Raw genomic sequence first — 21,828 nt, forward strand, 5'->3', positions numbered from 1 at the left:
CTGCCGGTTTTGGCAACGACCTGATCATCAGCTTCGATGCCATTGCGGCGGGCGGCCAGGACCGGCTGGATATCACTGGCCTCAATATCACTGCGGCAACCTTTGCCGCCAGCGTCACCATCGCCGATGTCGGCGCGGATACGCTGGTCAGCATCGGCGCTGCCGACTCCATTCGCCTGGTGGGGGTGGCGGATGCGACCACGGTGACGGTGGCGGACTTCATCCTGGCGGGGTGAGGTGGGTGGCGGGGGGCTGCTTTGCAGCCCTTCGCGGGCGGAAGCGCATCAGGGCTGACAGGCGCTGCATATGCTGTGGCAGGCACCTGTCAGCCCTGTTGCGACCCAATTACTTCCTGGTCGCCTTACCGCTAGAGGATGGAGAAACGCCTGTACAGCTAATTATGAATCAAATACGATGCATTTATCGTGTTTATATAGATATGCATCGCATACAGTGCAGGACACATGAACGACCTTGGTGCTCTGATCAAGAAACTGCGCAAAGCAGCCGGGCTTTCCCAGGCCCAGCTCGCGCTACGTCACGGCATGAGCCGCGCTACCATCTCGGGGATCGAAAACAATTCGATACCCGAGGTCGGTATTCGCAAGGTTGCCGCGATCCTCGAGGGCCTGGGCTACGAACTGACTGCAATGCCCAAGCGGCGGCGGCGTACACTCGACGAGTTGAAGGGCGGGGGCATTCATGATCCGGCAGAGTGACCGCTTGTATATCGGAGCAGGTGGTACGACTGCCGGGACCCTGGGGCGCAGTGAAGAGAACCCGCGCGACACTGTTTTTACCTACAACTCATCGGCTACCGAAGACCAGGCCGTCTCCTTGACCATGCCAACGCGCCTGGAGAGTTACAAGTGGGAATACGGCATCCACCCCTTGTTTGAAATGAACCTGCCAGAAGGCCACCTCAAGGCTGAGCTCATCCGGCGGTTCGGCAAGTCGGTGCGCGGCTTTGACGACTTCGCGCTGCTGGCGATTGTCGGCCCGCATCAGCTTGGGCGTATCAGCATTGCCCAGCATCCCGGTAAGGATGTTCTGCCAGGGATCAAACTGTCCAACCTGCTGGTGCATGACGGGGCGCAAGGCCTGTTTGCTGAACTCATGGACACCTACGCGGCGTACTCGGGCGTCTCCGGTGTGCAACCCAAGGTCCTGGTGCGGGACATCGAGCAGACTTCCCCCGATGTGGATCGGCTGACCCATGGAGGTGCCACGCATCTGGTGAAAGCCTTCAATGAATCCGACTTTCCCCAGTTGGCCGCCAACGAGTTTTTCTGCATGCGGGCGGCGTTGCATTGCGGGCTCGAAGTACCTGATTTCGAGCTCAGCCAGCACGGCAAATTTCTGGTTGTGAAACGCTTCGATATCGGTGACGACGCCTATCTTGGATTCGAAGACATGTGCGTGCTCTCGGGATGGGAAGCGCGCAAGAAGTATGACGGCAGTTATCAGGGCTGCGCCCAGTTGATAAAGCTGTATGTCACGCCCGCTCGGATTCCTGCCGCGTTGGAACACTTTTTCATGATGGTTGCGCTGTGCGCCGGCATCCAGAACGGCGATGCCCACCTGAAGAATTTTGGCCTGCTTTACGAAAACTGTGCAGAGGACGCCGACATCTGGCTCGCACCCGTGTACGACCTGGTAACCACGACGGTTTACAGCAGCCGCGACATCATGGGGCTACTGCTGGGCGGTTCGAAAGCCTGGCCCAAGCGCAAGATGCTGGTACAGTTCGGGCGTACGGCATGCAACCTCACCGAAGCACGCTGCAACGAGTTGCTCGCCAGAGTGGCGACCGGGATGAAGCGTGCGATGGGCGAGCTTTCGGATTACCGCATCAGCCATCCGCAATTCGATGAGGTAGGGGCGAAGATGGCCGCTGCATGGGCCTCGGGGTTGGCCAGGAGTATCGAGCCCTAGTTCACGGGGCGACTGCGTTATCAGCGTCGCGCTATACTCCGCGGCTTTTGCCCGTGCCGGAATCCGCCCATGCGCCAGGTTTTGCTCATCGTCGATGTCCAGTCCACCTTCAGCCCGCCGGAATGGTTGGTCGATGGCTTGCGACGGTTGTCGGCGAACATTCCCACCATCGCCTCGGTCGAGCTGCACGACGAGCAGGTCACCCCGTTCGAGCGTCAGCTTGGCTGGCACCCGGCGGCCGAAGACGAGAGCCTGATCGAGGCCGACCAGGTGTTCGTCAAGCATGGCTACGGGCAAAGCGCCGAGGCCATCGAGTACATCCGCCAACTGGGCGTGGAGCGGGTGCTGGTGTGTGGGCTGCAGACCGAAACCTGCGTGCTGGCCGCAGGCTTCGCGCTGTTCGATGCGGGGCTGATGCCGACCTTGGTCACCGACATGACGGTTGGCTCGTCGCTGGACCGCTCGGGCAAGCTGGGCATCGAGCTGTGGCAGCATCACTTCCGCCAGGTCACCACCTCGGCAGCGGTACTGGCCGAACTGGCGAGGCAGTCCACAGGCATGTAATCACTTTGCCGTCAGGCGACGCCAATGCTCAACCGGGCGCGCGGGCACGGATCGAGACAGGGCCAGTCTCGTACCCGGACTATGGCCATTACCTGGCAGTTTCGACCTTCTCCGGCTTCAAGGACTTCGCCCGGGCCTATCAGGCCAGGGCCACGGTCGAGGTCACGCCACAGATCACCGAGCTGGCCCGGCGCCGACGGGCGCACGGAAAACCTGGTCAACCTGCCAGGGCTGCTGTGCAGCCCAACGCCGGCAGGGGATCAAGTAACCGTTACCCGGTTGCGCCCCTGCTGCTTGGCCTGGTAGAGCGCCCGGTCGGCATCACTCAAGGCATCACCGGGCTCGCCGGTTTCGCCGCTCCAGCGTGCCACGCCCAGCGATACAGTCACCGCGCCTACCGGCGGCATCGGCGTGGCCTGAACCGTCGCCCGCAGCCGTTCGGCGACCGCTGCCGCCGCCTCCAGGCTCGCCCCCGGCAGCAGCATCAGGAACTCCTCGCCGCCGGTGCGGCACAGTAGGTCACCCTCGCGGCAGCAGCGGCGCATCAGTTCTGCCAGACGCCGCAGCAACTGGTCGCCGACCTCGTGGCCATGGCTGTCATTGACCCGCTTGAAATGGTCGATGTCCAGCGCGATTACCGCAAACGCCCGGCCCTCGGCTTCCAGCAGCGACAGGCTGAAATCCAGGCCGCGACGGTTGCCCAGGCCGGTGAGCGGGTCGGTCTGGGCGTCACGATTGAGCCGGCCGATGCGCTCCTGCAGCAGGTTCAGCCCGAACAGCAAGGCGCGCTTGAGCTCGGCCGCCTCGTAGTACCAGGCCGCCACTCGGTGCAGGCGCTCGGCAGTGCCAGCGCGGTCCATCGAACGGGCGCCTGCGGCCAGTTGCCAGAGTGGCCGGGCAATGGTCATCGCCAGCCACCACAGCAGCAGGCTGCCCACCAGCGCGAAGGGGGCCGAGGTGCCAACCACGTTGAGTATCAGGTGGCTCAGTGGCGCTACTGTCTGCGCCAACGGCTGCTGCGCCACAACGCCCCAGCCAGCGCTGGGCACGTTGGCGAAACCGGCGAGCATTTCCACGCCCTGGCTGTTGGTCAGTTGCCGGGTGCCGCTGCCCAGTGTGGTCAATTGGTCGATCAGGGCGTTGCCTTGCACCACCGAGCCCACCCGCTGACTGTCGGGGTGATACAACAGCCGCCGGTTACGGTCGACCACATACAGGTATGAACCGTCCTTGTAGAAGTGCTCGCCCAGCAGGCTGTTGAGAATGTTGCGCTCACGCAGGTACAAGCTGCCGCCAACGTACCCGAGGTAGCGGCCGTTGCTGTCGAACATGGGGTGCGACAGCGCCACCACCAGGTTGCTGGCCGCCGACACGTAAGGAGTGGAAACCAGCGGGCTGCGCGCCTGCAGCGCCTCTTGCACGCCGGGCGACTGCATACGGCTACCGACCAGGTGCCGCAGCGGCGCCGGTGAAATCGCCAGCAGCACGCCGTTGGTATCGATCACGAACGTTGAGTTGAAGGCCATGCTCTGGCCCAGGACGCGGTCGGTTTCCCCTTGCAGGGCTGCGCCGTCGCCCAGCTGCCGGCTTTGCACACCGGCACTGAACGACAGCTGCTGCAAGGCGTTGCCGATGAAGGTTTCGGTGATGGCTGCCAGCTTTGATGCATACACCCGGTTGGCTTCAAGGGCGTGGTCGATCAGCAGCTGGCGCTGCACCCGGTAGCTGGCAAAATAGCTGGCGCACAGCATGACCAGGGCGGTAAAGGCGCACAGCACCAGAATGAGTGTGCGTAGATCCAGGCGCAATCCGTGCTTGGCGTGTGGCAATCCTGACCTCGGTCGATGCGGTGGGTGGTGTGGGCAGCGGCGCTCAGGAACCGGCTTTTTGCAGCGCGCTCAGCTCGTCTTCCACCTGCTGCATACGCTGTTCTACCAGGGCTTGCACCTTCACGTCGCGGGCGCTTTCGCGCATCAGTGCGGTGAGTTTCTCGCTCAGGCGTTTGCCGGCTTCGGTGTCCTCCAGGGCGCGGGCCTTGGCCGGGTCCTGGGTGGCGGCCACGATGGTGGCGAACTCGGCGTCGCTGAAGTTCTTTTCGCTGTACAGCCGGAACAGGTCCTGGCGCTGGTCCTCGACGGTCAGGTGCTTGCGCAGCACTTGCTCGATGGTCGCTTGCGGCAACTGGGGGTGGGTGCGGCGCAGGAGCACGGCCATGCGTTCGATGTTGTGCGTGTAGGCATCCTGCAGCGGCAACTGGGCAAGGATCTGTTGTTCACGAGAGGGTTTCTGGTCGCAGGCGGCAAGGGCGGCAGTCAGCAGCAGGGGCAACAGCAACGTCTGGAAGCGAGGCATGAGGTGGCCTGGTCGGGCAGTGAAGACTGCCGATTATACCGATGTCCAGCGGGCCACGACGAGCCCTGTGATTTGCCTTGCGCGGCACACTGGGGTAGAACTCTGGCCTTTCGACCACTGCCATGAGCCACATGCCGAACTGCACCCTGCAACCTGTGGCGCGCGACGCCATTGCCGAAGTCGTGGCGTTTGTCGACAGCGCCCGCCGCGAGCTGTTCCCGATGCTGGCCAATGCACCGTTGCCGCGTGACCTGGCGCAGTTCGCCGAGACCTACCTGGACGGCGCGGGCTGCTTTCTGGAGGCCCGTGATGACGGGCAGCTGGTGGCGGTGATCGGCTATCTGCCTTATGACCACCGCTTTGCCCAGCTCGATTACCGCGCCCGGCGGGTGGTCGAGGTGGTGCGCCTGTTCGTCTCGCCGGCCTACCGTCGGCATGGCCTGGCCGCGGCGTTGTTTGCGGCATTGCGCGAGCGAGCGGAGCAGGCGGGTGTCGACTGCCTGTACCTGCATACCCACCCGTTCCTGCCGGGGGCGATCGCGTTCTGGCAGCGGCAAGGGTTCGCGGTGGTGGATGTGGAGCAGGACCCGGTCTGGCAGACCACCCACATGCAGTTGCGCCTGGGCTGACAATGACAAAGCGCCGCGCTGGCCTCTTCGCGGCTAAACCGCTCCTGGAACTGCACATAGCTGACTGATTTAGCAGGGACCCTGTAGGAGCGGGTTTACCCGCGAAAGGGCCGGTCCAGCCAATACACGGATCAGCGCATCAGCCCCGACTCAAGCAACGCGGGGGTGTCAGAACGCCCCCGACAACGGCCATTCCACCGCCAAGCGTATCTGGTCCCCATCCAGCTCTGCCTGCGCCGTATTGCCCCGGTGCACGTTATGCCTCAGCGAAAACGTGGTGCCCTTGGCTTTGCCACTCTGCACCACATAGCGCGCCTCCAGGTCCCGCTCCCAATGCTTGCCACCCTTGCCGTAGCCCAGGTACGCATAACCGCCCGCAGGGTCGACGTGGCTGCCATCGATATCGAACCCGCGCACGTACAACGCCGTCAGGTTCAGCCCCGGCACGCCGTAGGCGCCCATATTCAGGTCATAGCGGGCCTGCCACGACTTTTCGTTCGGCGCGTTGAAGTCCGACATCTGCACCGCGTTGGCAATGAAGATCGCCCCTCGGGTCACGTAATCGAAAGGCGTATTGCCGTCCACCTGCTGCCAGCCCAGGCTGAAACCGTGCGGCCCTTGGTTGTAGCGCGAGACCAGGCTCCAGGTGGTGTTGTCGATACGCCCTGACAGCGCCTTGCCGGTGTCGGTGGTGCGGTACAGGTTGAGGTCCAGGCTGATACTGCGGCGATCATCCAGGGCATGGCTGAGCGTGCTGCCCAGGTAGTGCTGGTTCCAGCTGTCCTCGTAGCGTGAGCTGTAGAGGCTGCCGCTGAAGGCGGGGGCGGGGTTCCAGACTACGCCCGCCAGGTCGAAGCTGTTGCCCTGGCGGCCGTTGGAATAGTTCACCACAAAGCCTTGGTCGTGGCTGGACGCATTGCGGTCGGTACTTTCGTTGAAATGCCCGGCCACCAGCTTGAGGGTGTCGACCTCGTTGCTGGTGAGGAAGAAGCCGGTGGCGGTCTCGGGCAGCAGGCGGCTGTCGGACGAGCTGAACACCGGGGTCTTGATCCGTTGCTCACCATAAGACAGCACGGTATTGGACAGGCGCAGCTTCAGCGCAGCCCCTGCGCGGCTGTACTGGTTTTTTGGGTGGCCAGCGTTGTCCACCCCCAGCAGGCGCGCCTTGCCCGCGCGGCCGCCGCCGCTGTCGAGCTGCACGCCCAGATAGGCATGGGCATCCACGCCGACACCGATCAGCCCTTGGGTGAAGCCGGACTGCACGCTGCCCATCAAGCCATAGGCCCATTCCTCGGCCTTGCCGTTGCGCTCGCTACGTGGCTTGTAGGCATTGCGCGCAGCGCTGTTGCGCCCGCCATGCTTGAAGTCGCGCTGGTCGAACACGCTGCGGTTGAGGATATTCCAGCTGCCATCCTCGACAAAACCATTGCTTTGCGACTGGGCGGATTCGGCCTGGGCGAAGGGGGCAAGGCCCAGCAGCGGTAGGGCCAGCAGCAGTCGGGTCATTGCCCGGCCCCAAGCTTTTGCAGTTGTGCTGCAAAGCGCGTTTTGGCCCGTGCCGGCAAGCTGGCGGGCAGTTCTGCAGCCGGCGCGTCACCCACCTGGATCAGCATCACCATGCCCATCGCCAGGTGCGCAATGCACTGGATGCCGTACACCCCGGGCACGCTGAACGTCTGCTCGAACGGCTGGTTCAGCTTGCTCTTGAACGGTTCGGCGCCGGCGGGCAGCAACCCTGCGACGCTGGCTGCGTTGTGGCCGCTCTGGGTGGGCAGGAAGCGCACGCTGTCGCCGGGGGCGATGTGCAGGTGGTCCGGCTCATAGACCATTGCCCCCTCGCTGCCACGGTTGAGCATTTTCACTTCATGCACCTCGGCCAGCGCGGCCGGGGCAAGCAGGGCGCTGGCGAGCAGCAGGGCGACAGGGCGCAACAGCATGGGCAGAACTTCCTGGTTCAGGGGGCGCGGAAACGCAGGATGCGCGCGCCGTCGAAAGGGTCGGTGAGGTAGCGGGCATGGACGCCAAAGGTGCTCAGCAGGCGTTCGGGGGTGAGTACCTCGAACGGTTTGCCGAGGGCGACCAGGCGGCCTTGGTCGAGTACCGCGATGCGGTCGCAGGTGAGCGCCTGGTTGAGGTCGTGCAGGGCCACCAGGGTGGTTACCGGCAGCGCCTGCACCTGTTGCAGCAGGCTCAGCTGGTGCTGGATATCCAGGTGGTTGGTCGGCTCGTCCAGCAGCAACACCTGCGGCCGCTGCGCCAGGGCGCGGGCGATGTGCACGCGCTGGCGCTCGCCACCGGACAGCGAGCCCCACAGGCGTGTGCGCAGGTGCAGGGCATCGAGGTCGGCCAAGGCTTGCTCGACGATGGCGCGGTCTTGCGAGGCAAACGGTGCCAGTGCCGACAGCCAGGGTGTACGGCCAAGGGCCACGGCGTCGAATACGCTGATCGCATCGAGGGTGTCGGCCTGCTGCTCGACCAGTGCCAAGGCCTGAGCAACACGACGGCGCGGCAACCGCGCCAGGGGTTCGCCCAGTAGCTGCACGCTGCCGCTGGCCGGTTTGCGCAGCCCCGCCAGCAACTTCAGCAGCGAGGATTTGCCGGAGCCGTTGGGGCCGACGATGCCCAGGGTTTCGCCACTCACCACATCGAGGTCGATAGCCTCGAGCACGGTTCTGCCGGCCAGTTGCAGCCCCAGGCCCTGGCAGCTCAAGGGCGCGAGCTGTAGCGCGGTCATGACTGTCATGGGCGCCCTCGACGGCTGACCAGAATCAAGGCGAAGACCGGTGCGCCGATCAGTGCGGTGACAACACCAACCGGGATTACCTGGCCGCTGATCAGCGTGCGCGAAAGGATGTCGGCGGCAATCAGGAACAGCGCGCCGCCCAGGGCGCTGGCCGGCAGCAGACGGCTGTGGCCGGGGCCGAGGATCAGCCGCAGGGCATGCGGGATTACCAGGCCGACAAAGCCGATGGCGCCGACGATGGACACCATCACCGCCGTCACCAGCGCCGCGCAGCTGATCAGCAGCAACTGGGTACGGCGCACCGGGATGCCCAGCGACGCAGCCGAATCGACGCCAAAAGTGAAGGCATCCAGCGCTCGGCGATGCCACAGGCACACCAGCAAACCGCACAGCGCCACCGGCACCGCCAGCCACACCGAGGGCCAGCGCACACCACTGAGGTTGCCCAGCAGCCAGAACAGGATGCCGCGCGCCTGCTCGGCAGTGGCCGACTTGGTGATCAGGAACGCTGTCAGGGCGTTGAACAGTTGCGAGCCGGCGATACCGGCGAGTATCACCTGCGCGTTGTTGCTGCTGGGCCCGGCCGCGCGGGCCAGCAACAGCACCAGGGCGAATGCCGCCACGGCGCCGATGAAGGCGCCGGCAGACATGCTCAGTGCCAGGCTGCCCAGCCCCAGCAGGCCGACCAGCACCGCGCCAGTCGAGGCGCCGGCCGACAGCCCGAGCAGGTACGGTTCGGCCAGCGGGTTGCGCAACAGCGCCTGCAGGATCACCCCGCAGGTGGCCAGGCCGGCACCGCAGGCTGCGGCGACCAGGGTGCGGGTCAGGCGGTAGTTCCAGACGATGCCGGCGTCGATCGGGTCGACCGGGTAGCCGGCCTGCCACAAATGGTTGGCCAGGACCTGGCCGACCACGCTCGGCGACAGGCTGGTTTCGCCGATTACGGTGCCGGCCAGCAGCGCCGCCAGCAGGGCTGCCAGGGCAACCGCGAGGCTGGGTAGCAGGCGGCTCATCACGGCGCTGCTTTACCGCTGGCGAAGGCACTGGCCAACGTCTGCACACCGCGGAACAGGCGGATGCCCGCCTGCATGGCGTCGGCATCGAGGATGATGATGCGGTCGTGCCTGACCGCGTCCATGTTGCGGGTAACCGGGTCGCTGCGCAGGAATTCAAGCTTCTTCTGGTAGTCATCGGCGGGGAAGCGGCGACGGTCCATGCGCGCGATGATCAGCCAGGTCGGGTTGGCCTTGGCCAGTGTTTCCCAGCCCACGGTTGGCCATTCCTCACTGGACTCGACCACGTTGCGCACGCCGAGGCTGCGCAGCATGAAGTCGGCGACCCCTTGGCGGCCTGCCACGTAGGGGTCGATGTCCAGGTCGGCGCTGGAGAACCAGAACAGCGCCGAGGTCGCCGACAGGTCCTTGCCGGCCAATTGCGCCCTGGCGCTGTCCAGGCGGCCTTTCAGTTCGGTGTTCAGGGCGGTGCCGCGGTCCTGCACGTCGAAGATCTCGGCCAGCTGGCTGACGCTCTTGTAGATGCTGTCGACCTGGAACGCCTGCAGGCGAGTGCCGTCTGCGCCCACCAGGTTGTCCTTGCCTTCGCAGTCCGAGGGCAGCAGGTAGGTGGGGATGTTCAGTTCGTCGAACTGTTCACGGGTGCCGACCACGCCCTGGGCGCCGACCATCCATTCGAACTGCACCGCCACCAGTTGCGGGCGCTTGCCTGCTACCGCCTCAAAGCTGGGGTCGTTGTCGGCCAGGCGCGGCACTTTGTCGTTCTGTGCCTGGTATTCGGGCAGCACGTTGTTGAACCACAGCGAGGTACCCGCCAGTTTGTCACCAAGCCCCAGTGCGTAGAGCATTTCGGTGCCGGCCTGGCCGATGGTGACGGCGCGTTCCGGTGCCTGGGCGAAGGTCTGCGGCTGGCCGCAGTTATCGACAGTCAGCGGGTAGTGAGTGGCGGCGGCCTGGGCCAGGCCGGTAAAACCAAGGCCGGCGAGCAGGGTGGCGATGCGGGGCAGCATGCGGGGCGATCTCCTATCGGACAGTTCTGGTGAGGAACGCACGGACAGGCATCGCCGAGCCCCCGCTGGCGGCAGGGGCAACACTGATAGCCAATCCCGGACACCCCGCCGGTTGGTGAATGCAGGCCGGCAGGTCTCCTGACTGATGCGTCATGGCCCGGCTCCGGCCTTCCCGGGTCGGTCACCCAGTGGCATCGATGGAGCAGGCTCGGCATCTACAGTTGCGGGGGCAGTTCCGTTTGGCCCGTGTTGGCAGGCCTGGGATTCCCTATTATTTCCGTGGTGGAAACCGGCGGCCCGCATGGTAGACCATCACGCCGCCGGTTAAAACGCTTTTCAGAAGTACTTCAGCCAGGTGATGTCGCGCCGCCGCGCCTTCAGGCGGGCGAACCCGCGCACCGGCAGGTACAGCGAAACCGCCAGCAATACCGCGGCCAGCCATACCGCGGCGATGCCGTCAAAGCCGAAGTAGTCGCCCTGGTTGAGACCGAACAGCGCCACACTGGCCAGGTACAGCAGCTTCAACACATACAGGTGCAGCAGGTAGAAGAACATCGGCGCCGCACCGAACACCGCCAGGGCGCTGATCCAGCGCGCCTGCCCGGCACGCTCGAAGGCGCGCAGCAGCAGCAGGCCACAGCCCAGGGTCAGGGCCAGGAACAGCAGCGACGGTGGGTATTTGGTGATGTTGAAGAAACTCATCAGGGTTTGCGTGAGGGTCGGGTAACCATTCCAGGGCGCCTCGCCGTAGCCGTTGAGCATGCGCAGCACGACAAAGCCCAGCAGTGCGATCAGCCCGGCCACCCGCAAGCGCTGCTGGCGTCGACCGGCTTCGCTGCCGCGCGCGAACCAGGGGCCCAGGCCGTAACCCAGGGCGATCACGCCGATCCACGGCAGCACCGGGTAGGAGGTGCGCAGGCGCAGGTTGTCGGAGAACTCCAGCCAGCCGCGGTCATGCAGGATCGCCCATGGCACGTGCAGGGCCGACTCCACACCGAAGTGCAGGCCATCAAGCAGGTTGTGGCCGGCGATGATGATCGCGCCCACGGCGATCAGGGCTGCGCGTGGCAGCCACACCAGCAGCGACAGGGCGATCATGCTGACGCCGATCGCCCAGATCACTTGCAGGTAGATCACGCTGGGCGGCAGTTGGAAGGTCCAGGCGAAGTTGACCAGGGTGAACTCCAGCACCACCAGGAACAGCCCGCGCTTGAACAGAAACGCCGAGACATCGCTACGGCCCTGGTACTTCTCGCCGTACAGCCAGGCTGACAGGCCGGTCAGCAGGACGAACACGGGCGCACACAGGTGGGCCAGGGTGCGGCTGACGAACAGCGACGGTTCGGTGGTGTCGATGGCCATCGGGTCGCCGACCTGATGGTGCAGGAAGAAGGTTTCGCGGACATGGTCCAGGAGCATGAACAGGATCACCAGGCCGCGCAGGGCGTCGATGCTCTGCAGGCGCTGGGTAAGCAGGGTAGGGGTGGCGCTGGCGCTTGTCATGGGGGATCGCTGGCAAGAATGGATGTCAAATGGAATGTTATCTTATAACTTATTGGGGTTTGATGGGTAGGGGTTTTTGTGTTGCCTGGTGGTTGCCACCAGATATGCAGCGCCTGTCAGCCCTGATGCGATCCCTATGCCAGCCCTGCCCCAAACAAGCCGACCCAGGCAACCCAGTTCAAAACCTATAATCCACCGTCGCAAACCAGGCCCGTGGCATCCCCATCAACCCCTGCTCACCACTGAACGCCGACACCACATACTCCCTGTCAAACACGTTGTTCACCTGCAAGCCCAAACGCACATCCGGCAACACCCGCCAGGCGATATTGGCATCGACCACGGTATACCCGGGGGCGCTCTGGGTATTGGCGGTGTCGGCATAACGCTCATCCACGTAGCGCGCACCCACGCCGGCCTCCACCTGCTGGCCAAAGCCTTTGCTCAACCACAGGTTGGCCGTGCGCCGGGGCACGTTTGCCGGCCGGTTGCCCGCGCGGTCCTGGGCTACACCACCCACCGTCTCGTCAAAGTCGTCATACCTGGCGCGCACCAGCGACGCGTTTACCGACACCTGCCACTGATGCGCCAGCGCCAGCTCCAGGGTCGCCTCCAGGCCATCCGAGGTCTGCTGGCCGGCCTGCTGCTTGTCGTGGGTGAGCGGGTCGTCCACCAGCAGCTTGTTCTTGACGATATGGTAGGCCGCCAATGTCCATTCGCCGCGCCCCTCCCAAAAGCGCTGCTTAAGGCCCACTTCGGTCTGCTTCGCTTCGGTCAGGTCGTAGTGCATCTGTGCCGGGCTCAGGCTGATGAGGTTGTCTACCCCGTCCTCGCTGGTGGAATACTGGCCGTACAACGACAGATCCTCCGTCAGCGCAAAAACCAGCCCGGCGCGCCAGTTGCCGCCTTGCAGGCTGCGGTCGCTGCGGCTGTCATTGCCCAGGTTGTCGCGGTCGATATGGTTCTGGTCACGGCGCACGCCGGTCACCAGCGACAGGCGATCGGTGAGTTGCAGGCGGTTTTCCGCAAACAGCGCGAAGGTGCCGGTGGTGGCGAGCGATTGCGGTCGCAGCGGCGAGGCGCTGTGGAAGTCGCCCGGTTCCGGCTGCCACGGGTCGATGTAGTCGCCGCCCACATCGTCGTACGGCGCATTGCTGTCGATGTTGAAACGGACCTTGTTGTACTCGGCACCCACCACCGTCTTGCTGGCCAGCCCGAACAGGCTGTGATCGAAGGCGAACGTCTGACGGTCGCCGAACTGCTCCTGGTTGTGCTTGATCTCCAGGTAGCTGCCGCGTAGCAGCTGCTGGCGCGCGGCGTCCCAGCTGTACGCCTCGGCATTGCGCCAGTGGCGGCGGCTTTTCATGTAGTACAGCTGGTTGCTGGCGCTGACCTGGTCGCTCAGCGTCCAGTCCGTGGTCAGGCGGGTCCACTCATCGACGTAGTGCTGCTTGTCGTTCTGCACGTTGTAGTTCTTGTAGCGCAGGCTGCTGCGGTAGTGGCCGTCGATCAGCGGCGTGCCGTAGTAATTGGCAGGCTTGGCATCGCCGCGCTCGTGGGCGAGGGTGAAGCTGAGGTCGTCAGTGGCGTCGAAGCGCAACGCGGCGCTGAGCGCCAGGCTGTGCGAGGGGGTGCGGTCAACCCAGCCATTGCCGGCTTGCTGGTTCAGCGTAAGCCGGTAGCTCAGGCGTTCGTCCAGGCTACCGCCACTGTCCAGCCCGAGCTGCTGGCGGTCCCATGAACCGTAACCCAGGCGCAGGTGATTGCGGATGTCGCCGCTGAAGGGCTTTTTCGGGATCACATTGACCACCGCACCGGTTGCACCCTCGCCATACAGCACCGACGCCGGGCCACGCAGCACGTCGATGCGCTCCACCATCCACGGGTCGACCGGGAATGTCTGGGTGCCCGCGCCGGCATACATGCGCGCGCCGTCGAACAGCGTCATCACCGAGCCGTGGCCGGTGAAGCCGCGAGCTGCAAGCCCCGTCCCGCCATCGCCTGGCGAGCCGATGTAGGTAATGCCCGGTGAACGGGTTACCGCATCCTGCACGCTGAGGTTGTTGCGCTGCTGGATCTGCTCGGCGCTGATGCTGCTGGTGCTGGCGGGTGTTTCCAGGGCACTGAGGCCCAGGCGCGACCCGGCCGTCGTCGGGGTGGCGAGGTCGAGGGTGCGGTTGTCGAACGTGTCGGTGATGGCCGTTGACGGCAGGGCCAGAGGCTTTGGGTCGAAGTCATCGGCCTGGGCCGGCAGGGCGACGGCCAGGCAGGCCGCCAGGGGGTGAAGCTTGAAGATACGGGACATGTCGTTCCACTGCTGCAGGAATGAATGCATCCCGGTGGAAAACACGCAAAGGCTTGCCGTGCAGGCGAGCGCGCGCACGGATTCCGGCCTGCGCCCGCCCACCGCGGGTTGCCAAACAAGGCTTCAGGCCGGTCTCCGGGCTTGCGAGGGGCATGAAACCTTCACCTTCCCATGCCTGAGCACAGTGGTATCTCGAAGGGTTCGCTCGCTTACCGTTGCGGGGGCAGCGCCGGACTTGTCGTGGGCAACACGATGCACCGGCTTCCCGTTTCACCTTGCGCGCGGCGGCGCAGGGCACCTGAAACTGGCGCGCATATGACCACTGCACAGCACGGTCGTCAACCATCGGGCTGACAGGCAATCGCGTGATGAACGGCAAATTCCTGAATATTTGCTGAAGCTTTTTCGAACTATCGCGCCGCCGGGCGTTTCGGAATGTGGGCTAGCTACCCGTTTACATGTCATGGAGACATCGATGCATGCCTACTCATAACCTGCTCCGCCACACCTGCATCCTTGCCCTGATGGGCACCCCGTTGGCAGCCCATGCCGCACCCAGCACCGACCCTCTGTTCACCGTCGGCATTCTCGGCGCCTACGACGAATTCAAGTTTCAGGGCGGCAGTGAAACCCAGACCGAACACGTTGACGAAGGCGGCATCTTTGCCGGCTTTGGCAACAAGATGACCGCAGAGTCCGGTTTCATTTACCAGCTGGGTGCCGAAGGCAAGTATGCCGAGAAGCACGACAACAAACTCAAGGAGGGGCAGGCAGGGCTGGACCTGGGCTGGCGTGCGGCGGTGGATGCGCGCAACTTCGTCGATGTGATCGTGGGCGGCGGCTACATGTGGTCACGGTTTGAAACCGAGCACCGCAGGATCGAAAGCGAACTCACCTACAAGGCGCCGTTCGCCAAGGCGGCGTTGGGTTACAACCACCAGTTCGATGCGGCCACCTTGCGCGTGGAAGCCGGTGTACGGCGAACCCTCGATGGCCGGGTAAAACTGAAGGTGGAAGACTTTGGCAGTGACAGTGCGGACATGAAAGACCGCACCAACCCTTATGCCGAGGTGACCCTGCTGATGAACCAGCAAGGCAACCTGCCGATCCAGGCGGGCGTGTACTACACCCGCACCGAATACCGGCTCGACGACGAGACGCTGTTGGCCGACAACACCGAGCTCAAGCGCGACGAGTACGGCTTCAAGATAGGCCTGGCCTTCTGATCCGGCGGCCCTGCAAACGCACCTGCAGGGCCTTTACCGACCGCGCCGCCGCGACACGCGTGCTTCGATGTTCTTGCGCCCGATCAGCAGCGGCGGTTTCTCTGTCACCGGCTCATCGGCCAGCCACTTGTACATCACCAGGCAGTCCACCAGCCCCAGGCGCGCATGGCGATAGGCCTTGGGCAGCCGGCCAACCGTTTCGAAGCCCAGCTTGTGCCACAACGCCACCGCCACCTCGTTGCTGGCCACCACCGAGTTGAACTGCAGGGCCAGAAAGCCTTCCTGGCGTGCCAGCTTCTGCGAATGTTCGCACATCAGGCGTGCCACGCCCCGGCCGCGGGCGCTCTCGCAGACCATGTAGCCGCAATTGCCCACGTGCGCGCCAGGGCCGGCCGCGTTGGCCTTGAGGTAATACGAACCCAGCAGCTCGCCATCCTCCTCTGCCAGCAGCGTGTGCAATGGCAGCTCCAGCCACAATTGGCGGGCCTGTTCGGCGTTCAGGGCGGGGTCGAATGCGTAAGTTTCGCGGGCCTGGACGGTGGCCTGGAAGGTCGGCCAGAAACGTTCGAAGTCTTCCGGCGTCATGGGGCGAATGTGGATCATGCGGGTTCCTGCGCGGGCTGGGCCGCCCAGTCTGGGCGGCGCGGCGCCGTCGCGCAAGGGTGGCGGCGCCGTTTGTGCTCAGCCGTTGGCCTTGCCCACTGCATCCATGGCCCGCGCCGAGTAGACCAGTGCGGCCCCGGCGTTCATCGCCACGGCCACGCCGAGCGCCTCGGCAATTTCCTCGCGGCTGGCGCCATGCTTGACCGCCTGCTGCGAGTGCACGGCGATGCAGCCGTCACAGCGGGTGGTCACGGCCACGGCGAGGGAAATCAGCTCGCGGGTCTTGGCGTCGAGGTGGTTGGTCTTGGCCCCCGCACCACTGGCGGTCATGTAGCCGGCCACGGTGTCGGGGGAGAGTTGCTTGAGATCGCCGATGCCGGCCATCAACTGCTTACGGTAGGCGTCCCAGTCCATCATGCTCATCGTCTTCACCTTGGGGTGGTTGCGAGTGGAGCTTTCAGGCTAGTCGAAGAGTGGCAGGTGTGAGGCTTGTACTTTGGTGGGTGTACGCAGGTCGTAGGCAAAACGGCCTGCGTCGCCGGTCAGATGTAGATGAACACCAGCAGCAGCGCGGCGACCACTGCCCACTTTTCCAGGTAGTAGCGTGTGCGGTTGCGCTTTTTCATCGCCTTGCCGCGCTCACGGATCTTGTAGATGCGGGTAAACAGCCGGTTGATGCCGCCGGTCTTGTCGCCGGCACCGTTGGGCGCTGCCGCGGCGGCCATGACCTTGCGGCTGAACCAGCGGTTGAACGCCGTGGCCCAGCGGTACTTGAGCGGGCGTTCGACGTCGCAGAACAGGATGATGCGGTTGTGTTCGGTGTTGTTGGCCGCGTAGTGGATATAGGTCTCGTCAAAGATCACCCCCTCGCCATCGCGCCAGGAGTACTTCTCGCCGTCAACGTCGATATAGCAGCCATCGTCGTTCGGCGTGTCCAGGCCCAGGTGGTAGCGGTACGAGCCGGCGTACGGGTCACGGTGGCGCACCAGCTTGGCGCCTGGCGGCAAGGTGGCGAACATGGCGGCCTTGACCGTGCCGATGCCTTGCAGCAATTCGGTGGTACGCGGGCACAGGGCCATTGCCGACGGGTGGCTTTCGCCATACCACTTCAGGTAGAAGCGCTTCCAGCCAGTCTTGAAGAACGAGTTGAAACCGACGTCGTCGTAATTGTCGGACTTCTTGATTGCGCCCACGTGCAGCAGCTGGCGGCCCTCCTCGCGGATTTCCTGCCAGTGGTCCTGCAGCGGCTTCAGTTCGGGAAAGGCTTCGACCGGCAGGTAAGGCTTGGCCGGGTGCCTGGAAAACAGGTAAAGGAAGGCGTTGACCGGCGCCAGGAAGCTGGAGTGGTCACCCAGTTGGCGGGTCAGCTTGTGACGCACCCGACCGCGCAGGTGAACATAGGCGATCGAGAAAACGAAGATAAGTACGAGTGCAATTTTCATGGACGTTTACTTGTCGAAAAATGGCCATGCGCCATGGCATAAGCCCGCCAGCATAAACAATCATGGGGGCAGTTTGTACTTATTGTTACGAAAGTGCGGGGCGACTTAGGTGTAATGCCCTACAGTCTTGCGCAAACGATTCATGTACGGGAGTTCACATGGTTCAGGATGTCCGCCCCAGCGGCGCCCCCTTCAAGCGGCTGTTTTTTGCCTTGCCGGTCAGTGATGCCCAGCGCCGTGCGCTTGCCGACTGGCGGCGCAGCCTGGGTATGCGCAGCGGCAAGCCGGTAGCGGCCGCCAATTTCCACGTGACCCTGCTGTTTCTCGGCGATGTGGATGCCGCCCAGGTGCCAGCGATATGCGCTGCGGTCGACCAGTTGGCGCTGCCGGCCAAGCCCCCCCGGCTGCTGCTCGACCGTTTGCAGGTGTGGCAGCGGGCCAGCGCCCTGGTGCTGGAGGCGCAGCAGGTACCACCGGCCCTGCTGCAACTGGTCTACGCCCTGCAGCAGGCCTTGCTACCGTTGGGCGTGCAACCGGCCAGCCGTGAATACCGCCCGCACCTCACGCTTTCCCGGGACTACCACGGCCAGCCGCCAGAGGCTGCTAGCGCGCCGGAGTTCTACCTCGCGGCCCGCCATTTCACCCTGTACGAGTCGCGCAAGGGCGCGTACTGGCCGCTGGCGCAATGGCCGCTGTCGGACTGAACCCGGTCAGAGTTCCGGGGTGTACTTCACCGTCAGCAGGAAGTTGCGCGGCTCGCCCCAATTGTTGCTGCCATTAAGCTGGTTGAACCCGGCAACCCAGTACTTCTTGTCAAACAGGTTGTTGGCGTTGACGGCAACGTTCACTTCCGGGGTCAGCTGATAAGCCAGCCGCGCGCTCCATACGGTATACCCGGGCACGGTATAGGTGCGCTCGTAGCCCAGGGTGTGGCTCTGGGTGGTGAAACCAAGGCCGGTGCTCCAGCGCTGGCCGTCCAGCGGCAGGGTGTAGTCGGCCCAGGCGCGCAGCATGTGCTTGGGTGTCCACTGGCTGAACGTGCGGCCTTCGTTCTCCGGGTCATCGAGGAACTTGGTGGTGTTGTAGGTGTAACCGGCAAACAGTTGCAGGCCGCTCAGCACTTCGCCGCTGATCTCGGCCTCGACGCCCTGGCTGCGCACCTTGCCGGCAGCGGTGGAGCAGTACCAGTCATCGCAGGCGAAGCCCGACGCCACATCGGTGACCGCGCGGTTTTCCTGGTCATAACGGAACAGCGCCAGCGACGCATTGACCCGGCCATCGAGCAGCTCGCCTTTCAGGCCTGTTTCATAGTTGCTACCGATTACCGGTTTGAGTGGCGTATTGCCCACGGCGCGTTCGGTCTGCGGGACGAACACGTCGGTGTAGCTGGCGTACCAAGCCCATTCGCGCGTCAGGTCATAAACGAACCCGGCATACGGCGTGACTTGCCCCGATTCGGTCATGCGGCTGGTCGGGTAACGGGTACCTGGGTCGCTCAGGCTGTCGAAGTCGATCGAGTCCCAGCGGTAGTCGAACCAGCTCACGCGCGAGCCCAGAATCAACGTCAGGTCCTGGGTCGGTTTGACGCGCCAGGCGCCATACAGGCCTTTCTGGCGAATGTCGTAGCTGGCCCGGTTGGAACGTGCAAGGTCGCCGTCGAAGACGCTGTCCCGGCTGGGCTCGGGGCGGTCATGATCGATATCGAAGATGTTGCCGCCGGCGTCGAAGTTGCGCCAGTAGGCGTCGTCCGAGGTCAGTTTGGCGTAGTTGCCGCCCACGGTGATCTCATGGGCCAGGGGGCCAGTGTCGAAGTGGCCGACCACGTTCATGTCCAGGCCCAGCTTGGTCGAGTGAAAATCGGTGAGCCAGTCGGCGTAGGTGATGCCGCTGCCATCTGCCGCAACGCCTTGGCCGGTGCTTTGCACGCGCTGGTGGGTGGAGGTGTTGGTTTCATCCATGCGCACGGCAGCAGCCTTGAAGGCCCAGTCATCGTTGAAGCGGTGTTCGAGGTCCAGGTAGTAGGTGGTGACGTCGTTTTCTGCACGGCTCCAGCGGGCCCCGGTATAGGTCGACCGAGGCAGGTCAACCGCCTTGCCACTGGCGTAGCGTGGAATGCCGCGCAGCATCGGCCTGGACTGCTGGCGGCTGTAACTGATACCGCCGCCTACGGTGGTTGCGTCGCTGAGGTCGATGTCCAGTGCCCCATACAGCGAATGGTTCTTGCTCCAGACATAATCGATGAAGCTGTCGCTCTGGTCTTCGTCCGCGACAACCCGTCCGCGCACCCGGCCATCGCTGGTCAGCGGGCCGCCGGCATCCACTTGCAGGCCGTAGTGGTCCCAGGAGCCGGCTTTACCCGTCAGCGTAACTGTCGGCGCCGCCTGGCCACGCTTGCGCACCAGGTTGATCGCGCCGCCCGGGCTGCCGGTGCCTTGCAGCAGGCCGGAGGCACCGCGTAACACTTCGACGCGGTCGAAAAACACCAGGTCTTGCGTCGCCCAGTTGCCCAGCGAATAGTTGTTGCGCTGGATCGGCACGCCATCGTACTGCCAGTCATCGATCTGGAAACCTCGCGAGGTCACCACCACGCCAGGGCCGATGCCTTGTGCGCCGACGATGCCGGTGGTGTGGTTGAGCGCGTCCTGCAGGTCGGTGATGCCCTGGTCGTCCAGTTGCTTGCGGGTGATGACGGTGACGGACTGGGGGATTTCCTTGAGGGTATGGGTGCCTTTGCCGAGGGTGACGGCGCGGGCGGCATACGAGCCGCTGCCCTCGCTGGTGGCATTCAGGTAATTGTCGGTGATGCTGGTGCTGCCCAGCTCCATGACATCGCCCCCCAGGCTGGCGGGCGCCACACTGAAATGCCCGTCGGCGGACACCCGCAACGCCAGGCCACTGCCGGCCAGGGCAGCTTGCATCGCCTGTTCGGCGCTCATCTGGCCGACCACGGCAGGCGCCTGCTTGCCGCGCACCAGCCCAGGCTCCAGGGCGATGATGTGGCCACTTTGGCTGGCAATCCGGTTGAGCGTATGCGCCAGGCTGGCGGCTGGCAGGTCGAACGCCAGGGTTTGCGCCTGGGCGAGCACGTTGAAGCTGGTCACGGCGGCGACGAGGGGCAGGGCGCGGGGCCAAGGGTTGTACACGGATTACTCCCGAATGAGATGGCTGTCAGGAGGTATGTGGGACGAGCGCGGAAAACTTGCCAGAAATGCGAATGATTTTTACAAATATTTGCATCAGGCGGTTTCCAGGTCGATCAGCATCAGCCACGGGCCGAAGTGCTCGACCTTGATTGGCAGCGCTTCGGCCAACGCCGCCAATGCCTGCAGGGGCTGATCCAGCGTAAATACGCCCTGTACCCGCAGATCTCGCGCTGCCGGGGCCAGCCGGATGTAGCCACGCTGGTAGGGGCGCAACGCGTCGATCACGCTATGCAATGGCTGGTCGAGTACCTCAAGCCGACCCTCCAGCCAGGCAGCGCGCTGCTGCTGTTCGTCGGTCAGGCGCTCGATGCGGTGACCCTGCAGCAGGGCTGCCTGACCCTGCTGCAACTCGGTTGACTGGCCATCGACCAGGCTGACGCGGACACTGTGCTGCAGCACCACCACCCGGGTGGCGGCATCTTCCTGGCTGACCAGAAAGCGCGTCCCCAGCGCCTGCACCTGCCCCTGCGCCGTGCGCACCCGCAGCGGCCGCTGCCGGTCGCGCGCGACCTGGATCTGCAGCTCGCCGTGACGCAACACCAGCAGCCGTTGCCCGGCATCGAACTGCACGTCGACTGCGCTGGCGCTGTTCAGGCTCAGGCAGCTGCCATCGGAGAGGGTAAAGCTGCGCCGTTCCCCGCGGGCAGTATGCAGGTCGGCCAGCCAGCCCTGCGCCGTGTCGCTGCGCCAGCCGCCCCACAGGGCAGAGCCAAACAGGCCCAGGCTGGCCATGGCTCCGAGTACCTCACGCCGCGACCGGGTCGGCTGCAACAGCAAGCGGCGCGCCTCTGCGGCCTGGCCGGGGGCCCGTTGGTTGAGCCCGTGCAAGGCGGCTAGCGGCTGGCCAAGGCGCTGTTCCAGGCGGTTCCAGGCTTGTTGGTGAGCCGGGTCCTGCTGCAGCCACTGCCTGACGCGCTGCAGCAGGGCGTCGTCAGGCGTGGCGGCCCTGAGTGCAACCATCCAGTCGATGGCCTGCTCGCCGACGCGGTCCAGGGCGGGTCGGCTCATGGCTGCACCTCGCTCAGGTAGCATTGGCGCAACGCCTGCTTCATGTAGCGACTCACAGAGCGTTCGCTGATCTGCAGTTTGACGGCGATGTCGGCGTAGTTCATGCCGTCGAGCTGGCTATAAAGGAAGGTGGCCTTGACCACCGCTGGCAAGCCGTCCAGTACCTGGTCGATGCTCACCAGGGCCTCGATCAACAGCAGTTGTTCCTCGACCGAGGGCGCTACCGCTTCAGGCAGCCGTGCCAGGTGCTCGAGGTAGGCTTGCTCGAGCTGGCGGCGGCGATGGCGATCAA

21 protein-coding genes, 1 pseudogene and 2 riboswitches are annotated in these 21,828 nt (G+C 64.5%); of the genes and pseudogenes, 7 read left to right on the forward strand and 15 right to left on the reverse strand.

Going from position 1 to position 21,828, the window contains the following annotated elements; translation table 11 throughout:
* The 4 genes and pseudogenes from HP547_RS08175 to HP547_RS08190 all read left to right on the forward strand — a co-directional run.
* Positions 1 to 236, forward strand: a pseudogene (locus HP547_RS08175) (calcium-binding protein); the annotation flags it as partial.
* 228 nt (positions 237 to 464) lie between these two features.
* Positions 465 to 719 carry a helix-turn-helix domain-containing protein gene (locus HP547_RS08180; RefSeq protein WP_172220331.1) on the forward strand — a complete coding sequence of 85 codons (255 nt, stop codon included), beginning with the start codon at positions 465 to 467 and terminating at the stop codon, positions 717 to 719.
* Positions 703 to 1,935, forward strand: coding sequence for a type II toxin-antitoxin system HipA family toxin (locus HP547_RS08185; RefSeq protein ID WP_172285998.1), 1,233 nt, complete (start codon positions 703 to 705; stop codon positions 1,933 to 1,935). The genes HP547_RS08180 and HP547_RS08185 overlap by 17 nt, the downstream gene beginning before the upstream one ends.
* A 69-nt stretch (positions 1,936 to 2,004) precedes the next feature.
* Entirely contained in the window at positions 2,005 to 2,499 is a 495-nt protein-coding gene (locus tag HP547_RS08190; RefSeq protein ID WP_172285999.1) for an isochorismatase family cysteine hydrolase, read from the forward strand.
* Between the two features lie 260 nt (positions 2,500 to 2,759).
* Here HP547_RS08190 and HP547_RS08195 read toward each other — a convergent pair whose 3' ends face one another.
* The gene (locus HP547_RS08195) at positions 2,760 to 4,328 is read right to left on the reverse strand and encodes a sensor domain-containing diguanylate cyclase (RefSeq protein WP_172220322.1); all 1,569 of its coding nucleotides are present in this window, start codon (positions 4,326 to 4,328) and stop codon (positions 2,760 to 2,762) included.
* Between the two features lie 43 nt (positions 4,329 to 4,371).
* Positions 4,372 to 4,851: a hypothetical protein gene (locus HP547_RS08200; protein WP_172220304.1), complete on the reverse strand. Its 480-nt coding sequence runs from the start codon at positions 4,849 to 4,851 to the stop codon at positions 4,372 to 4,374.
* A 131-nt stretch (positions 4,852 to 4,982) separates the two neighbouring features.
* Here HP547_RS08200 and HP547_RS08205 point away from each other — a divergent pair, with 131 nt between their 5' ends.
* Positions 4,983 to 5,480: a GNAT family N-acetyltransferase gene (locus HP547_RS08205; protein WP_172286007.1), complete on the forward strand. Its 498-nt coding sequence runs from the start codon at positions 4,983 to 4,985 to the stop codon at positions 5,478 to 5,480.
* Positions 5,481 to 5,648: 168 nt separating this feature from the next.
* On the opposite strand, the gene HP547_RS08210 is transcribed toward HP547_RS08205, so the two are convergent.
* The 7 genes from HP547_RS08210 to HP547_RS08240 all read right to left on the reverse strand — a co-directional run bounded on the left by HP547_RS08210 (position 5,649) and on the right by HP547_RS08240 (position 14,054).
* Positions 5,649 to 6,986: an OprD family porin gene (locus tag HP547_RS08210; RefSeq protein ID WP_172286000.1), complete on the reverse strand. Its 1,338-nt coding sequence runs from the start codon at positions 6,984 to 6,986 to the stop codon at positions 5,649 to 5,651.
* Positions 6,983 to 7,417 (reverse strand): pseudoazurin, encoded by a 435-nt coding sequence (locus tag HP547_RS08215; RefSeq protein WP_172220298.1) that lies wholly within the window; start codon positions 7,415 to 7,417, stop codon positions 6,983 to 6,985. The genes HP547_RS08210 and HP547_RS08215 overlap by 4 nt, the downstream gene beginning before the upstream one ends.
* Before the next feature lie 17 nt (positions 7,418 to 7,434).
* On the reverse strand, positions 7,435 to 8,223 hold the full coding sequence (locus HP547_RS08220) for an ABC transporter ATP-binding protein (protein ID WP_172286001.1): 789 nt from the start codon (positions 8,221 to 8,223) through the stop codon (positions 7,435 to 7,437).
* Positions 8,220 to 9,236: an iron ABC transporter permease gene (locus HP547_RS08225; RefSeq protein WP_172286002.1), complete on the reverse strand. Its 1,017-nt coding sequence runs from the start codon at positions 9,234 to 9,236 to the stop codon at positions 8,220 to 8,222. The genes HP547_RS08220 and HP547_RS08225 overlap by 4 nt, the downstream gene beginning before the upstream one ends.
* Positions 9,236 to 10,246 (reverse strand): ABC transporter substrate-binding protein, encoded by a 1,011-nt coding sequence (locus HP547_RS08230; protein ID WP_172220289.1) that lies wholly within the window; start codon positions 10,244 to 10,246, stop codon positions 9,236 to 9,238. The genes HP547_RS08225 and HP547_RS08230 overlap by 1 nt, the downstream gene beginning before the upstream one ends.
* A gap of 110 nt (positions 10,247 to 10,356) precedes the next feature.
* Positions 10,357 to 10,555, reverse strand: a riboswitch (cobalamin riboswitch).
* A 27-nt stretch (positions 10,556 to 10,582) separates the two neighbouring features.
* A complete protein-coding gene (locus HP547_RS08235) occupies positions 10,583 to 11,749 on the reverse strand; it encodes a DUF1624 domain-containing protein (RefSeq protein ID WP_172286003.1) in 1,167 nt (388 codons plus the stop codon).
* Between the two features lie 178 nt (positions 11,750 to 11,927).
* Positions 11,928 to 14,054, reverse strand: coding sequence for a TonB-dependent siderophore receptor (locus HP547_RS08240; RefSeq protein ID WP_172286004.1), 2,127 nt, complete (start codon positions 14,052 to 14,054; stop codon positions 11,928 to 11,930).
* Between the two features lie 108 nt (positions 14,055 to 14,162).
* Positions 14,163 to 14,371: riboswitch (cobalamin riboswitch) on the reverse strand.
* 162 nt (positions 14,372 to 14,533) lie between these two features.
* Here HP547_RS08240 and HP547_RS08245 point away from each other — a divergent pair.
* On the forward strand, positions 14,534 to 15,280 hold the full coding sequence (locus HP547_RS08245) for an outer membrane beta-barrel protein (protein WP_172220280.1): 747 nt from the start codon (positions 14,534 to 14,536) through the stop codon (positions 15,278 to 15,280).
* A 33-nt stretch (positions 15,281 to 15,313) separates the two neighbouring features.
* Here HP547_RS08245 and HP547_RS08250 read toward each other — a convergent pair whose 3' ends face one another.
* From HP547_RS08250 to lpxO, 3 genes are all read right to left on the reverse strand, one after another.
* Complete coding sequence (locus HP547_RS08250; protein ID WP_172220277.1) at positions 15,314 to 15,883, reverse strand: GNAT family N-acetyltransferase; 570 nt, start codon at positions 15,881 to 15,883, stop codon at positions 15,314 to 15,316.
* A gap of 78 nt (positions 15,884 to 15,961) precedes the next feature.
* Positions 15,962 to 16,306 carry a carboxymuconolactone decarboxylase family protein gene (locus tag HP547_RS08255; protein WP_013973174.1) on the reverse strand — a complete coding sequence of 115 codons (345 nt, stop codon included), beginning with the start codon at positions 16,304 to 16,306 and terminating at the stop codon, positions 15,962 to 15,964.
* Positions 16,307 to 16,425: 119 nt separating this feature from the next.
* A complete protein-coding gene (lpxO, locus tag HP547_RS08260) occupies positions 16,426 to 17,325 on the reverse strand; it encodes a lipid A hydroxylase LpxO (RefSeq protein WP_172220274.1) in 900 nt (299 codons plus the stop codon).
* A gap of 158 nt (positions 17,326 to 17,483) precedes the next feature.
* Here lpxO and thpR point away from each other — a divergent pair, with 158 nt between their 5' ends.
* Positions 17,484 to 18,029, forward strand: a complete 546-nt coding sequence (thpR, locus tag HP547_RS08265) for an RNA 2',3'-cyclic phosphodiesterase (protein WP_172220257.1) — start codon at positions 17,484 to 17,486, stop codon at positions 18,027 to 18,029.
* 6 nt (positions 18,030 to 18,035) lie between these two features.
* Here the strand turns inward: thpR and HP547_RS08270 are convergent, their stop codons facing one another.
* The 3 genes from HP547_RS08270 to HP547_RS08280 all read right to left on the reverse strand — a co-directional run.
* Positions 18,036 to 20,468, reverse strand: a complete 2,433-nt coding sequence (locus HP547_RS08270; RefSeq protein WP_172286005.1) for a TonB-dependent siderophore receptor — start codon at positions 20,466 to 20,468, stop codon at positions 18,036 to 18,038.
* A 93-nt stretch (positions 20,469 to 20,561) separates the two neighbouring features.
* Positions 20,562 to 21,536 carry a FecR domain-containing protein gene (locus HP547_RS08275; protein ID WP_172286006.1) on the reverse strand — a complete coding sequence of 325 codons (975 nt, stop codon included), beginning with the start codon at positions 21,534 to 21,536 and terminating at the stop codon, positions 20,562 to 20,564.
* Positions 21,533 to 21,828: sigma factor-like helix-turn-helix DNA-binding protein (locus HP547_RS08280; RefSeq protein ID WP_306140035.1), on the reverse strand; the 296-nt coding region annotated here is incomplete at its 5' end. The genes HP547_RS08280 and HP547_RS08275, both read right to left, overlap by 4 nt.

Origin of the sequence: Pseudomonas sp. CM27 (genome assembly GCF_013179515.1) — a bacterium.
Lineage (GTDB): Bacteria > Pseudomonadota > Gammaproteobacteria > Pseudomonadales > Pseudomonadaceae > Aquipseudomonas.

Excerpts from the sequence above, each read along its gene's own strand:
- HP547_RS08180 (WP_172220331.1), top strand. The coding sequence starts at position 465 with ATGAACGACCTTGGTGCTCTGATCAAGAAACTGCGCAAAGCAGCCGGG.
- HP547_RS08185 (WP_172285998.1), top strand. The coding sequence starts at position 703 with ATGATCCGGCAGAGTGACCGCTTGTATATCGGAGCAGGTGGTACGACT.
- HP547_RS08190 (WP_172285999.1), top strand. The coding sequence starts at position 2,005 with ATGCGCCAGGTTTTGCTCATCGTCGATGTCCAGTCCACCTTCAGCCCG.
- HP547_RS08200 (WP_172220304.1), bottom strand. The coding sequence starts at position 4,851 with ATGCCTCGCTTCCAGACGTTGCTGTTGCCCCTGCTGCTGACTGCCGCC.
- HP547_RS08205 (WP_172286007.1), top strand. The coding sequence starts at position 4,983 with ATGCCGAACTGCACCCTGCAACCTGTGGCGCGCGACGCCATTGCCGAA.
- HP547_RS08210 (WP_172286000.1), bottom strand. The coding sequence starts at position 6,986 with ATGACCCGACTGCTGCTGGCCCTACCGCTGCTGGGCCTTGCCCCCTTC.
- HP547_RS08215 (WP_172220298.1), bottom strand. The coding sequence starts at position 7,417 with ATGCTGTTGCGCCCTGTCGCCCTGCTGCTCGCCAGCGCCCTGCTTGCC.
- HP547_RS08220 (WP_172286001.1), bottom strand. The coding sequence starts at position 8,223 with ATGACAGTCATGACCGCGCTACAGCTCGCGCCCTTGAGCTGCCAGGGC.
- HP547_RS08225 (WP_172286002.1), bottom strand. The coding sequence starts at position 9,236 with ATGAGCCGCCTGCTACCCAGCCTCGCGGTTGCCCTGGCAGCCCTGCTG.
- HP547_RS08230 (WP_172220289.1), bottom strand. The coding sequence starts at position 10,246 with ATGCTGCCCCGCATCGCCACCCTGCTCGCCGGCCTTGGTTTTACCGGC.
- HP547_RS08235 (WP_172286003.1), bottom strand. The coding sequence starts at position 11,749 with ATGACAAGCGCCAGCGCCACCCCTACCCTGCTTACCCAGCGCCTGCAG.
- HP547_RS08240 (WP_172286004.1), bottom strand. The coding sequence starts at position 14,054 with ATGTCCCGTATCTTCAAGCTTCACCCCCTGGCGGCCTGCCTGGCCGTC.
- HP547_RS08245 (WP_172220280.1), top strand. The coding sequence starts at position 14,534 with ATGCCTACTCATAACCTGCTCCGCCACACCTGCATCCTTGCCCTGATG.
- HP547_RS08250 (WP_172220277.1), bottom strand. The coding sequence starts at position 15,883 with ATGATCCACATTCGCCCCATGACGCCGGAAGACTTCGAACGTTTCTGG.
- HP547_RS08255 (WP_013973174.1), bottom strand. The coding sequence starts at position 16,306 with ATGAGCATGATGGACTGGGACGCCTACCGTAAGCAGTTGATGGCCGGC.
- lpxO (WP_172220274.1), bottom strand. The coding sequence starts at position 17,325 with ATGAAAATTGCACTCGTACTTATCTTCGTTTTCTCGATCGCCTATGTT.
- thpR (WP_172220257.1), top strand. The coding sequence starts at position 17,484 with ATGGTTCAGGATGTCCGCCCCAGCGGCGCCCCCTTCAAGCGGCTGTTT.
- HP547_RS08275 (WP_172286006.1), bottom strand. The coding sequence starts at position 21,536 with ATGAGCCGACCCGCCCTGGACCGCGTCGGCGAGCAGGCCATCGACTGG.